We start from the raw sequence: 12,617 nt of genomic DNA on the forward strand, positions 1-12,617 counted from the left end.
GGGATAGCTATAGAATGGGTGTTTCTTTTATGTTAGACTATGGACTATGTTTTCTTTGTTAGGAAGCGAATTATTGCACTTTTTTATATGTGAAATTGATTTCATAAAAGATGAAATTAAAGAAGGAGAAACAAATGAAATTGTTACAGAAAAAAGAAATTTTACTGATTAGCCTTATGTTATTCTCGATGTTCTTTGGAGCGGGGAATCTTATATTCCCACCTTTCCTTGGGTATGAAGCAGGAGAACATGTGTGGATTTCATTAATAGGATTTATTATATCAGCAACAGGTCTTCCTATATTGGGTGTTATCGCTATTGCGAAAGCGGGAAGCTTTCAAACGTTAGCGGGGAGGGTTCATTCTTCATTCGCCATTATTTTCCCATGTATCGTGTATTTATTTATTGGACCAGGTCTTGGTATACCACGTGCAGGAAGTTTAGCTTTTGAAATGGGACCAGGTCAGTTCTTCACAGAATCGGGAAGTGTAGTTTTATTATGTTACACGGTTATTTTCTTTAGTATTGTGTACTGGTTAAGTTTATCACCGTCTAAATTAATGGGGTTGTTCGGAAAAGTTTTAACACCGTTATTATTAGGGATGATTGCCCTTATTTTTATAAAGAGTATGTTTACATCAGTAGGCAGTGTGAAAGAGGCTGCTGGAAACTATGGACAAGCTCCTATGTTCCAAGGCTTTTTAGATGGATATTTAACAATGGATGCGCTAGCCGCTTTAATTTTTGGGATTGTTATTGCAAATGCTCTTCGTGCAAAAGGTGTTGAAGATGATAAAGGTTTAGCGAAATATATGAGTATTGCTGGAATTGGTGCAGGACTATTATTATCTATTATTTATGTCATACTTGGATATGTTGGTTCAATTAGCGGTTCGTTAGGTACATTTGATAATGGGGCGAACGTGTTAGCGCAAGTTATGACTACATTATTTGGACAAGGCGGAGTCGTTTTATTAGGTCTTATTTTTACGATCGCGTGTTTATGCGTTTCAATCGGGCTTGTTACATCTTGTAGTCAATTTTTCGCAAGTGCATTTCCGAAAGTAGCGTATAAAGTTTGGGCATTTATATTAAGTTTTGCTAGTATGATTTTAGCTAATTTAGGATTAACACAAATTTTAAAAGTATCAGTACCGATTCTTGGATTTATTTATCCAGTTGCATTAACACTCATTATTCTAGGGTTATTCCATAAATATATTGGAAAGTATGCATACGTATATGCAGTAACTGTTGGGATTGTAGCGGTATTTAGTGCAATCGATATTTTCAATAAAAATGTAATGATGAATCAGTGGACGTCAATATTGAAATACATTCCGTTTTATACAGAAGGTGTTGGATGGATTGTTCCAGCTATTATAGGTGTTTGTATTGGTATCATCGTTAGTGTTGTTCTAAATAAGAATAAATGAGTAAAAAGGTGTTTTCCTATTTCGGAAGACACCTTTCTTTTTTTAGAAAAAATAGTATTGAAAATGAATAGACTAAGAGTATGATAAAGATAATTGGTAATATATAGATTTTGAATGAATGGTGAGGGGGGAGCGTATGAAGGAGGATTTAAATAAGAAAATAGAAGCGCTCGAAACGGCAATTGAAACAATTCAAGAAGCGCTTTTTGAATTGAAAGCAAAACAAAGAGAAATAGAAGTAGAGAATGCTCAGCAACATGTTAGTAAAGAAAAGAAAGAATATATTGAAACGGTAATGGAGGAAAAGCAAAAAGAAGAAGTAGTTACAATAAAGGAGCCCGTGCAAGAACGTGAGGTAAAACAAGTAGATATATCTGCATTTAAACCAGAACCATTTAATATTATTAAGTTTTGCCAAACTTGGTTGCCACGTATATTTGTCGGCATTATGTTACTTGGAGTAATCTGGTTATTTAAAGCAGGGGTAGATGCTGGATTATTAACACCTGTAATACGAATTGTGTTTGGTATTGTCCTATCAATCGGTTTTTATTATATAGGTGATATTCAAATTAAACGAGAGCGGCAAGCGTTGGGTTTAGTATTAGCAGGAGGAAGTATTACGGGTATAGTTTTAACGACATTTGCGGCGCATTATTTATATGGATTTATTCCAGCAAGTGTTGCGTTTGTATGTAATATTGCATGGGTCATTTTAGGTATTTATGTAGCGAAGAGGTATCAATCGGAATATCTTACTATATTCGTAGCCGTAGGAGCGTTCTTCGTGCCATTCTTATTAAATAGTACGACTCCTAATCCTTATATTTTCTTTGGATATGAGACGATACTAACACTTAGCTTATTATGGTATGCGTTGAAAAATCGTTATCAGTATTTATATATGATTTCTTATGCTGTTGCTGCTATTGTCCTTTTTGTTTTCTTTGCTATTATGTCAATGTTAGTAGAGGATTTGCAAATACAGTTAACGGTTGTTTATGGTTTGATTCACTTACTATTATTTTGGCATATGTTTACGGAGAGAAGTTTTATATTAGAGCCACGCTTGGCGATATTTAGTGCGAATGCAGTTCTCTTTATATTAGCCATTTCAAAAATACCTGAATTTACAACATGGGGATTAATGATTAGTGCACTCGTGCACGCTACTATGTTTGTGTTTGAATATAGGAAGAATAGACATTCTACATTTACAAATCTTTTATTTGGTTTCGCAATGGGTGCATTTAGTTTAGCGATTTTATATGAGTATACTTTAGTAAATGCAGCGATTGTATTATTATTGCAAGGTTTCCTCGGTATGGTGACGGCTATTAAAGTAAAACAACAGGTGAAATTGTATGTTAGTGCGACGATTTACGCGATTGGAATGATACAAACTATTTTTAGTCCGTTTGATCATTTCATTTCAGCTGGGTTTGTTGCCCATATTATTTTAATAGGTACATTTTATTACTGCATGAAACAAGCGAAAGATGTGTTAAGGAGCTTCGGAAAATATGTTTATTCTATAACGCTCTATTGGTTTATGGTTATCGTATTTATTGCAATTACTAGAGTCGGTGAAGTGCTGTCTACAGATGGAAGTATAATAAGCGTATCTGTATCGTTATTATGGATGGTATATGCATTATTTGCCGTTTGGCTTGGACGGAATAAAAATATGAATGAAATATTGTATGCCGGCTTAGTCGTGTTAGTCGTAACGATAGGGAAGCTATTCCTTCTGGACTTACCAGAAGTATCGATGATGATCAGGGCTGTGTTATTCTTAATTGTAGGAAGTATAGGTATCGTTATTTCAAGAATGTTTTTCTCGAAAGAAGAGAAGTGAGAAAAAGGCAATCCGCATGCGGATTGCCTTTTTCATTATTTCTTATCAATTATTACAGCTTCATTGTATTTCGCTGTCGTATTTTGGCGTAGACGAAGAGTTGCTTGTCCAGCAGTATTTGGATTGATTTGTACATTTACAATCTTCTCAGCAGAACCTAAGCTGTTTGTTGTGAAAGAGAATGCACTACTATATCCAAAAGCAGATGGCCAAGAACCATTTGTATTTTGAACTTTTGCTACTTGTGTACCGCCAGTAGTGAATATACCTAAAGAGTAATTAGTGTATGTTGTGTTTGGTAATAAGTTATTTACTTGGATTTTTATTTGGAACACTTCATTGTTTGGTAGAGTGCTAGGGTGTGTAACTACGTAGTCGTTTGCTGTTACAGCACCGTTATAACCGTATGAACCTGGTTTAAAAGTATTTGTATTAAACCATTGATAACCTGCATTTGGCGCACTCCAAGGTTCAGGTTGTGGCTCAGTTGATAAGCTTGGTTGTTCAAATGTTTGTAAAGTGGTAGGTAAATCAAGTTGTAGACCATTTACTTGATCTAAACTTGTAAATGTTTCTTTATTCGATAGCCAATTTACGATATTTTCTAGTAAGATAGCATCGTTTTCTTCTTTATATCCATCGTAAGTTTTCTTTGTTTGGCCAGAATCTTCACGAACGTATTTTGGCGATGCATCTTCAACTGGAGAAGAATCACCGATAAAGGCAGCTTTTCCAAGCCCTACTTTTGCGATAGCGGCATAAGGCCCCTCTGCAACGCCACCGCCGTTATAAACACCGCTATCAACAGCATTATTCCATTTTGACGGGTTTTCTGGAAGATAAACAAGCCCTTTTGCTAGTTTTGGGTTTGTAATTGCTAGAGTAGAACCTGCATGCATTGCTACAGATGAAACACCTTTTGTAATTCCGAATGATTGTTCAGGTGACACAATATTTTTAGCTGCAACATCACCGATTGCATTGTAGCGGAAGCGAATGCCGAAGTTGTCAGATAGCCAATCAGAGCTTTCTACTCCTTGCATAGCTTGTGAATTTACTTCATCACTTGACATTCCTTTTGCAGGGTTATCCCATGCACCGCGTCTATATCCATTAAATACTTCAGAAGAGTCCCAGCGATTTTTATTACGATCTGCATTATAATGGTCAGCGATAAAGAAAATACTACCGCCATTTTTCACGTATTGTAACATAACATCTTGTTCAGATTTTTTGTAAGGAATATTTGCTTCTGGAACGATAAACACATTGTAGTCTTTTAAATCTTCGTATGTAATTGGTGTTGATTTACGTAGTTCTTTTACATGATAGCCATTTTGAGCAATACCATTTCCGAAATCAGAAAAGCCACCATCAATAACCCAGTCAGCGGTTCCGGCAGTTTGACCGTGTGTATTATCGAATAATACTTTTTTCCCATTGTTTTGATTTACAACTTTTGCAGCAATTTCAGGAGCTGGGTCTACAGAGCTTTCTGCATAAGTAGACGGTATGAACGAAGTCCCTATACTTAGTGTAATTGCGGTTGCTAAAGAAAATGTAATCCATTTTTTATTCTTCATAGAAGAATCCCCCTAATAATAAATATATGTGCTTTAATAATGTAATTTATTTTTCTGTAAAAATAAAGACGGAAAACATAAAAAATATTAAAAAATTGTAAAAATAACGTGAATTTTGTTGAGAAATATTTATATAGATTTAAAAACATCCCTTCCAAGTAATAAGGAAGGGATGTTTTGTTTAACTAATTTTTGAATTAGGTGTTTCATCAATTTTATGGAAACCTTTCATGTAATACACGATAGCTAAACCAATAAGCCAAATAGGACCAACAATCAATGCAATTCTTGTATCTTCTGAATACGCCATAATACCTAATACGAGTGCAAGGAAAGCGAGTGAGAAATATGAACTGAATGGATGTAAAGGCATTTTATATGTTAGCTTGTCCTTTTTATCAGTTTGCAAACCTTTACGGAATTTAATTTGAGCGATTAAAATGATGCCCCAAGTCCAAATTGCCCCGAAAGTTGAAATACTAGTCAGCCATGTAAACACTTTTGCGGGCACAAGATAGTTTAATATAACACCAACGAGTAAAACGATAGCTGTTGCTACAATTCCTTGACTCGGAATACCGTTTTTATTTAAACGACCAAATCTTTCAGGTGCTTTCTTTTGCTGAGCTAATGTAAATAGCATACGGCCTGTACTAAATAAACCACCATTACAAGAAGAAAGAGCTGCTGTTAATACGACAAAGTTAATAATCCCTGCTGCTTTTGCGATACCGATTTGCTGGAATGTTAATACGAATGGACTTCCTTTTTCACCAAGTTCATTCCATGGATAAATTGCCATCATAACGAATAGAGCCCCAACGTAGAACAGTAATATTCTCCAAAATACGTTATCGATTGCTTTTGCGAGTGTTTTTTTCGGATTTTGAGCTTCACCCGCTGTAACACCGATTAATTCAACGCCTAAATAAGCGAATAACACCATTTGCATGGAGAGTAGTAACCCAGAAAAACCATTTGGGAACCAGCCACCATGTGACCAAAGGTTTGAAATACCAGTAGCGATACCACCGTTTCCAAATCCGAATAAAATAATACCAGCTCCAATAATTATCATACAGATAATTGTGACAATTTTGATGAGAGCAAACCAAAATTCAAGTTCTCCAAATACTTTTACGGATAAGAAGTTGAAAGCACTCATTAATAATAGAGCGAGTAAAGCCCAAGTCCAGCGCGGGATATCTGGGAACCAGTATTGCATGTAAATGCCAGCTGCTGTAATTTCAGCCATGCAAGTAACAACCCATAAAAACCAGTAGTTCCAGCCAGTAATATAGCCAGCTAGTGGTCCAAGATAATCAGAGGCATATTTACTAAAAGAACCGGCAACAGGTTGTTCAATTGCCATTTCTCCGAGTGCTCGCATAATGAAAAAAATAACGAGTCCGGCGATCATATAACCTAGTAGAATAGAAGGGCCAGCTAGCTTAATAGCAGAAGCGGATCCTAAAAATAGTCCAACGCCAATAGCGGAGCCGAGCGACATTAAAGTAATATGTCGTTCTTTTAAACCGCGGTTTAAAGTTTCAGATTTGTTTGTGTGCTGCATAAGAAGAATCCCCCTTGTAGAGTGAACGATATTTGAATGCGTTTGCTAAATATTTAACTATTTCAAATTATAAAACATTTCTATCTGTTATGCTACAAAAATAATCATGATGAACTGTACTACATCTAAACTTGTCAGACTTAAACTTAAAATTCGAACTATTAGCGAATATATTGACTCTTCTTTTTATTGATTGTTAAGATTAAGTATTATATTTTCTCACATACTAGTAAGAAAAGAATATGTGATAATAATTCAGATGTAGGAAGGGTACATAACCATGTTTCAATTACAAAAATATAACACTTCTGTGAAGCAAGAGCTTTTAGCTGGCATCACAACTTTTTTTACATTTGCGTATATTCTTGTCATCAATCCGAAAATATTATCTGATGCAGGTGTACCATTTGATCAAGCTTTTACAGCAACTATTATTGCGACGGTTGTAGGAACGCTATGTATGGCGTTTTTAGCTAACTATCCAATTGTTATTGCTCCAGCTATGGGAATGAATGCGTATTTTGCTTATTCTGTTGTTCAACAGGCAGAGGGGATTACATATGTCATTGCGTTTTCAGCAGTATTTGTAACAGGTATCATTTTTCTTTTATTATCTTTCACTTCATTTAGGCAAAAGCTAATTGTCGCAATTCCTGATAGTTTAAAACATGCAATTGCAGGTGGAATTGGACTATTTATTGCTTTTATTGGATTACGCCTTTCTGGAATTATCGTTGATCATCCATCTAATTTAGTTACGATTGGTGATTTTCATTCTCCAGCCGTTATTTTAACTTTAATTGGTTTAATATTAGCGGCGGTATTAATGGCATTACGTGTGAGCGGTGCATTATTTATTAGTATGATTGTGACAGGAGTTATCGCCTTCTTTACAGGGCAACTGAAGTTTACGGATAAAATTGTTGCGATGCCTCATTTACCAGAGGGAATTATCGTTTCAAACCCAATCAATGCCTTTTCAGATGTAATTGAATACGGATTATATGGTGTTGTATTTTCATTTTTACTTGTACTGTTATTTGATACAACAGGTGCATTACTTGGTTTAATTAAACAAGCGGGTTTAATTACAGATAATACAGAGAAACGTTTTGGTAAAGCGTTTATTGCAGATGCAATTGGTGGGACTACAGGTTCTATCTTTGGAACAAGCCCAACAGCAGCGACGATTGAATCATCAGCTGGTATTGCTGCAGGTGGTAAAACAGGATTAACGGGTATTGTAGTTGTCGGTCTAACGATTATAACGGCATTCTTCAGCCCTGTGATTGCTTCTTTATCAAGTGTAGCCGCTATTACAGCTCCTTCATTAATTATTGTAGGTAGTCTAATGGCGCAAAGTCTTCGTGATATTAATTGGAATGAATTTGAAGATGCATTACCAGCATTTTTAATTTTTATTGGTATTCCGTTAACGTCTAGCATTGCGAATGGAATTGCAATTGGATTTTTAGTGTATCCAGTCTTAAAAATTGTGAAAGGGAAAGGGATGGAAGTACATCCGTTACTATACTTATTTACAATTTTATTTGGATGTCATTTATTCTTATAATATAGATATAGAAGAGGGAGCTTCTTATGGGAGGCTCTTTTTTTGTGTATAATAAAGTAAAAATCAAACGATTTTAGTAAAATATAAATTACCTAATGGAATATATATGTTACAATAAAGACAGAGGAGGAACATGAATGGCTGTAAGTAAAATAAAAGTCGCGCGTGTTCAGTTAGATTTAACACAGCAACAATTAGCAGAAAAAGTAGGTGTTACAAGGCAAACGATTAGTTTAATTGAGAAGGGGAAATACAACCCGTCTTTAGATTTATGTTTGAAAATTTGTTATGCGGTAGACAAAACATTGAATGATTTATTTTGGGAGGAAGAGGAGTGAGGATTGTGAAAGATGAACGTTTAATGATTGAGGGGCTAAAACATATTAGACTCGTTTTCATCTTACAAAATATCGTCATACTAGGTATTGTTTTTTATCGCTACGTTTTGCAAGGTGCAGAATATGAAAGTGTTTCGGATTTATTAATGGTATTTATGGGCGGGATCGTAGTTATAAACTTTTTAAACCTGAAAAATTCAGTGGAAGTGTATGAGCATACGGGCGGAGTATCACGTAGTTATTTTATGAAGTTATTATTTATTCCGGTAGGTATTATTATTGGGATTTTAGCCATTTGTATCGTTGTAACACCGGATATTTCGATGAAGGAAATTAGTATGACAGGACTTATTATGTTTGCTTGTTTTTTAGTGCCTAGTTTGTTTATATACATATATATGAAGAGAATAAAAAGTGAAGATTGAAACATAAGAAAAGCTTTCCCGTATTGCGGAAAGCTTTTCTTATATTCTTTTATATAGTACTTTATGAAGGCCAATCGGTTCAATTTCAAAGATTTCACCATGTTCCTGGAAGCCTAAGCGTTTGTAATAGTCAGCTACAGTAATTCGGCCATTACACCATAATATATTTGCTTTACGTTCTTGCAAGACTTGCTCCGCCCTCTGAATTAAGGAACTTCCAGCACGTTTGTTTCGAAATTCAGGTAATGTGGCCATTCCTCGTAGACGATAATGAACACCTGCTAGTAAGTCAGGGTATATCTCTTTTGAGAAGGAAGCGATACTAATTAGTTCATCGTTTATAAATGCGCCTAAGTGAAAGGTGTCTGTTTCATAGTCGGAAGAGTATTTACAATCTGCTAATGTTTGATTCGGGCGTAAAATTTTTTGACGTAATACGTAAGTTTCAGATCCCTCAATATTTTTCACGGTAATCATATTAACATCCTTTCTTATAAGGCGTTTTCTGTTAGTTGTATAAAGAAATAGGCAGGTGCGGCGAAAAGTCCGAGTATGCTAGCAGTTCCGAGAAGGAGTGAAAGTAAGAGGCAAGAGTATTTTATTCCATTCGATTTTTTCCATCCGTAACTACAAATTTCAATGCTAACACCGATGAGAATAATGGCAACGAGTATTTCCGCCAATAATAAAAGAGCTAAAGTTACAATAGACATAATGTGATCCATCCTCATAATATGTGATAGTAACATTTTACCATATGGAATGGAAAAAAATGCCCCTCAATTATGTGAGGGGCATTTTTTATTCTAATATGTTTTTCAACGTATCAATATGTTCTTTTGAACCTGTGACAAGCAATGTATCACCATGTTGTAGTCTCGTATCACCATGTGGGATTAATGCTTTATTACCGCGGTAAATTTGAATGACGAGTACATCCCCTAAAAACGGAAGGCGACGTAGTGCAACACCGTTATATGTATTGCTACGTAGTTCAACTTCACGAACTGTTTCATTTGCTGTTGTAATTAAGCGAACGAGACTCGGTTTATCAATTAGTGCACGTAACAGAATACGTGTAGAGTTAATTGTTGAGAATACGGCGATATGTTCTTGCGTTGCTTTTTCTTGTAGAAGTGGATCTTCTACACTTGCAATAACATGTTCAACACCTAGATCTTTTGCGTGTTCCGCCAATAATAAGTTTTGTCCATCATCACTTGTTGCAACAACAACGCGGTCTGCGTTAAATGCTGTTTGTTCAGTTAATGAAGCGATTGTGATGTCATCTAATTTTACGATAGGGAAGTCATGTGATTTCGCTTCCTCATCATTTATTTTATTTTGACGCATCATATAAAGTGTTACGTCATAATCTTCTCGTTTTAAATCAAGTGATAACGGAAGGGTAATTCTGCTCGCACCAATAATAGAAACTTTTGGTTTTGGTGTTTCTACTTTTGGGAACATCTTTTTAAATAATATAGGTGCAAAAATACAAGTAATAACTGCGCTTAAAATAAGGGAAGCAGATAAACTCGGACTGATGATTCCTAGTTTTTCACCAATTTGTGCAGCTGCAATAACTAAAGAAAGTGTCGATGTTAATAAGATGGCACTTCCTAGTACGATATTACGTGGATACCATTTTCGTAAGACGAGTGATGGTAACAGTTTTGAGATAAAGAGTCCTACAATTAAAATTGGGATCATTAGCATGCTAGAAGGTTCTTTAAAAATAGACCAAACTTCTAGATTCACACCAACCATTACGAAGAAAATAGGGATGAAGAAACCGTAGCCGATGGAATCCAGTTTTTCAATCATATCTTCATTTGGTGATAATAACGATACGAGTACCCCTGCTAAGAAGGCACCTAAAATATTTTCAGCTCCAACAGATTCAGATAACCCAACTAATATTAAGATGAGTGCAAAAACAGCTCGTGTATCAATTTGTACACTACCAGCTTTTAAGCTATCTAAGTATGGAATGTTTTTAAAGCGTTTTGCAACGAAGTAAATAACAATACCAGCGCCGAATAGAAGAAGAAGGAGCCACATGCTTTGGCCGCTTTCGGAATTTAATCCGACGAATACAGCGAGTAAAATCATTGTAACTAAATCTGCAATAACAGCGACTAATAAAATGATTTGTCCGATTGCCGTTTTTCCTAAGTTATTTTCTTTTAATGTTGGTACAACAACACCTAAAGAAATAGTTGAAATAATTAAAGTCATAAACATTGCATTATCCACGAATCCTAGCCATACGAACAGTAATGATAGGGCATAAGATAAGATGAAAATAAATAAGAAGATAATGCTTGCTGCTTGGAATGTGTTTGGTTCGTTTGTCGTATTCTTTTTCCCTTTTTGTTTAAAGATAGAAAAATCAATTTCTAAACCGCTTAAGAACATTAAGAAGATAAATCCTAGTGTCGATAAGACTTGAAGCCACATATCTGGCTCAATAATATTAAACCCACTTTTACCTACAAAGATTCCTGCGATGATTTCTGCAACAACGACAGGAAGTGCTTTCAATTTAAAGCGTTGTAACAAAAGGGGAACTAGAAACGCGATTGCAACGACAACCATAAGTGATAGAACAGAAGTATGATGTTCCATTGCGTTCTCTCCCTTCAAATAAATATAGTACCTATTTAGCCATATAATAGGTAGAAAAGCAACGCATATGGATTCGATTTCATAAAGAAAGAGTTTTCTTAAAATTTGTCATAATAAGTATATTTTTCATGATTCTGTTGTTAATTCCGTAATGTGGATGTAATAGGGGAGGGTATAAAGTGAAGGCTTTTACGGGCAGATCCCCCTGGGGTCTTACTGCTCGTTAATGAGGAATAAAAAAAGACTGCTGAGGAATCTCAGCAGTCTTTTTCATGCACATTACATTGAGAAGAAGATCCATACAGTTAAGCCAACTGTTGCAGTTGCAACGAAGAAACTGTATATCATTGTAAGGATTTGAACTCTTCCTTCTCCTTCTTTTAAATGCATGAACATAATTAATTGTAACAACGCTTGCGCAACAGCCATTACGATAATAGTTGTTAAGATCGTTGAAAGTGGCAAGTTTGTATAAAGTGCCACGTATAACGCTAGAAACGTTAGTGCAAGCGATAAAATAAATCCGAAAACGTGTGACCAAGGGAATCCGCTATGCGCATGCCCGTTTGCTTGGTTGTTATTTTGATCCATTTACGCCACCATCCCGTTCAAGTAAACTAGTGTGTAAATAAATACCCAAACTAGATCAAGGAAATGCCAATATAAGCTGATAATGAATACTTTACGCGCTGTAACTGGTGTTAAACCTCGTTTTAAAATTTGGATAATAACACAAGTTGCCCAAATGATACCGCCTGTTACGTGGGCACCATGTGTTCCAAGAAGAACGAAGAATGCAGATAGGAAAGCACTTGTTTGAATTGTTGCGCCTTCACCGATGTACATAATGAACTCTTCGATTTCAAAGAATAGGAAACCTGCACCTAAAAGTAATGTAAGGATGAACCATCCAAGCATTGCTTTTTGGTTGTGCTTACGCATTTCGTGAATTACGATACCACATGTGAAACTACTTGTTAAAAGTAGTAATGTTTGAATTAAAAGCGTTTTAAGTTCAAACAGTTGCGCTGGAGTTGGGCCATCAGCCGTACGACCAGCAAGTACTAGATAAGAGGCGAAAAGTGTTGCGAACAGCATAATTTCAGCCCCAAGAAAAATCCAAAATCCTAGGATATTCAATCTGCTTTGCTCGGATTGATATTCCAAAGGTAAGCTTTTATCTAAAGCCGCCATATCATT

12 protein-coding genes are annotated in these 12,617 nt (G+C 35.6%); 5 read left to right on the top strand and 7 right to left on the bottom strand.

Features of this window, described 5'->3' with window-relative positions; genetic code table 11:
- Positions 1-134 precede the first annotated feature (134 nt).
- Positions 135-1,436, top strand: coding sequence for a branched-chain amino acid transport system II carrier protein BrnQ1 (gene brnQ1 / locus ACU8YW_RS03590; RefSeq protein ID WP_330938336.1), 1,302 nt, complete (start codon positions 135-137; stop codon positions 1,434-1,436).
- Between the two features lie 136 nt (positions 1,437-1,572).
- Positions 1,573-3,294, top strand: coding sequence for a DUF2339 domain-containing protein (locus ACU8YW_RS03595; RefSeq protein WP_426934366.1), 1,722 nt, complete (start codon positions 1,573-1,575; stop codon positions 3,292-3,294).
- A gap of 35 nt (positions 3,295-3,329) precedes the next feature.
- Here the strand turns inward: ACU8YW_RS03595 and ACU8YW_RS03600 are convergent, their stop codons facing one another.
- Together ACU8YW_RS03600 and ACU8YW_RS03605 are read right to left on the bottom strand one after the other, a co-directional pair.
- On the bottom strand, positions 3,330-4,877 hold the full coding sequence (locus ACU8YW_RS03600) for a DNA-binding protein (protein WP_426934367.1): 1,548 nt from the start codon (positions 4,875-4,877) through the stop codon (positions 3,330-3,332).
- Positions 4,878-5,058: 181 nt separating this feature from the next.
- Positions 5,059-6,450 carry an amino acid permease gene (locus tag ACU8YW_RS03605; RefSeq protein WP_327958317.1) on the bottom strand — a complete coding sequence of 464 codons (1,392 nt, stop codon included), beginning with the start codon at positions 6,448-6,450 and terminating at the stop codon, positions 5,059-5,061.
- A 280-nt stretch (positions 6,451-6,730) separates the two neighbouring features.
- On the opposite strand from ACU8YW_RS03605, the gene ACU8YW_RS03610 reads away from it, so the two are divergent.
- The 3 genes from ACU8YW_RS03610 to ACU8YW_RS03620 all read left to right on the top strand — a co-directional run bounded on the left by ACU8YW_RS03610 (position 6,731) and on the right by ACU8YW_RS03620 (position 8,786).
- A complete protein-coding gene (locus ACU8YW_RS03610) occupies positions 6,731-8,023 on the top strand; it encodes an NCS2 family permease (RefSeq protein ID WP_087983292.1) in 1,293 nt (430 codons plus the stop codon).
- 137 nt (positions 8,024-8,160) lie between these two features.
- Positions 8,161-8,361 carry a helix-turn-helix transcriptional regulator gene (locus tag ACU8YW_RS03615; RefSeq protein ID WP_000301181.1) on the top strand — a complete coding sequence of 67 codons (201 nt, stop codon included), beginning with the start codon at positions 8,161-8,163 and terminating at the stop codon, positions 8,359-8,361.
- Complete coding sequence (locus ACU8YW_RS03620) at positions 8,358-8,786, top strand: hypothetical protein (RefSeq protein WP_426934368.1); 429 nt, start codon at positions 8,358-8,360, stop codon at positions 8,784-8,786. Before ACU8YW_RS03615 ends, ACU8YW_RS03620 begins: the two co-directional genes overlap by 4 nt.
- Positions 8,787-8,825: 39 nt before the next feature.
- Here the strand turns inward: ACU8YW_RS03620 and ACU8YW_RS03625 are convergent, their stop codons facing one another.
- The 5 genes from ACU8YW_RS03625 to qoxC form a co-directional block, all read right to left on the bottom strand.
- On the bottom strand, positions 8,826-9,263 hold the full coding sequence (locus ACU8YW_RS03625; protein ID WP_149214229.1) for a GNAT family N-acetyltransferase: 438 nt from the start codon (positions 9,261-9,263) through the stop codon (positions 8,826-8,828).
- Between the two features lie 14 nt (positions 9,264-9,277).
- Positions 9,278-9,535, bottom strand: a complete 258-nt coding sequence (locus ACU8YW_RS03630; RefSeq protein ID WP_000926994.1) for a DUF4022 family protein — start codon at positions 9,533-9,535, stop codon at positions 9,278-9,280.
- Between the two features lie 52 nt (positions 9,536-9,587).
- Positions 9,588-11,417 carry a monovalent cation:proton antiporter family protein gene (locus tag ACU8YW_RS03635; RefSeq protein ID WP_426934369.1) on the bottom strand — a complete coding sequence of 610 codons (1,830 nt, stop codon included), beginning with the start codon at positions 11,415-11,417 and terminating at the stop codon, positions 9,588-9,590.
- Positions 11,418-11,696: 279 nt separating this feature from the next.
- Complete coding sequence (gene qoxD, locus ACU8YW_RS03640) at positions 11,697-12,008, bottom strand: cytochrome aa3 quinol oxidase subunit IV (RefSeq protein ID WP_000372611.1); 312 nt, start codon at positions 12,006-12,008, stop codon at positions 11,697-11,699.
- A complete protein-coding gene (qoxC, locus tag ACU8YW_RS03645) occupies positions 12,009-12,611 on the bottom strand; it encodes a cytochrome aa3 quinol oxidase subunit III (protein ID WP_000729314.1) in 603 nt (200 codons plus the stop codon).
- Positions 12,612-12,617 lie beyond the last annotated feature (6 nt).

Source organism: Bacillus pretiosus, from assembly GCF_052947655.1.

Bases quoted from the DNA above. Each gene is read 5' to 3' on its own strand.
- brnQ1 (WP_330938336.1), top strand. From the start codon at position 135: ATGAAATTGTTACAGAAAAAAGAAATTTTACTGATTAGCCTTATGTTA.
- ACU8YW_RS03595 (WP_426934366.1), top strand. From the start codon at position 1,573: ATGAAGGAGGATTTAAATAAGAAAATAGAAGCGCTCGAAACGGCAATT.
- ACU8YW_RS03600 (WP_426934367.1), bottom strand. From the start codon at position 4,877: ATGAAGAATAAAAAATGGATTACATTTTCTTTAGCAACCGCAATTACA.
- ACU8YW_RS03605 (WP_327958317.1), bottom strand. From the start codon at position 6,450: ATGCAGCACACAAACAAATCTGAAACTTTAAACCGCGGTTTAAAAGAA.
- ACU8YW_RS03610 (WP_087983292.1), top strand. From the start codon at position 6,731: ATGTTTCAATTACAAAAATATAACACTTCTGTGAAGCAAGAGCTTTTA.
- ACU8YW_RS03615 (WP_000301181.1), top strand. From the start codon at position 8,161: ATGGCTGTAAGTAAAATAAAAGTCGCGCGTGTTCAGTTAGATTTAACA.
- ACU8YW_RS03625 (WP_149214229.1), bottom strand. From the start codon at position 9,263: ATGATTACCGTGAAAAATATTGAGGGATCTGAAACTTACGTATTACGT.
- ACU8YW_RS03630 (WP_000926994.1), bottom strand. From the start codon at position 9,535: ATGTTACTATCACATATTATGAGGATGGATCACATTATGTCTATTGTA.
- ACU8YW_RS03635 (WP_426934369.1), bottom strand. From the start codon at position 11,417: ATGGAACATCATACTTCTGTTCTATCACTTATGGTTGTCGTTGCAATC.
- qoxD (WP_000372611.1), bottom strand. From the start codon at position 12,008: ATGGATCAAAATAACAACCAAGCAAACGGGCATGCGCATAGCGGATTC.
- qoxC (WP_000729314.1), bottom strand. From the start codon at position 12,611: ATGGCGGCTTTAGATAAAAGCTTACCTTTGGAATATCAATCCGAGCAA.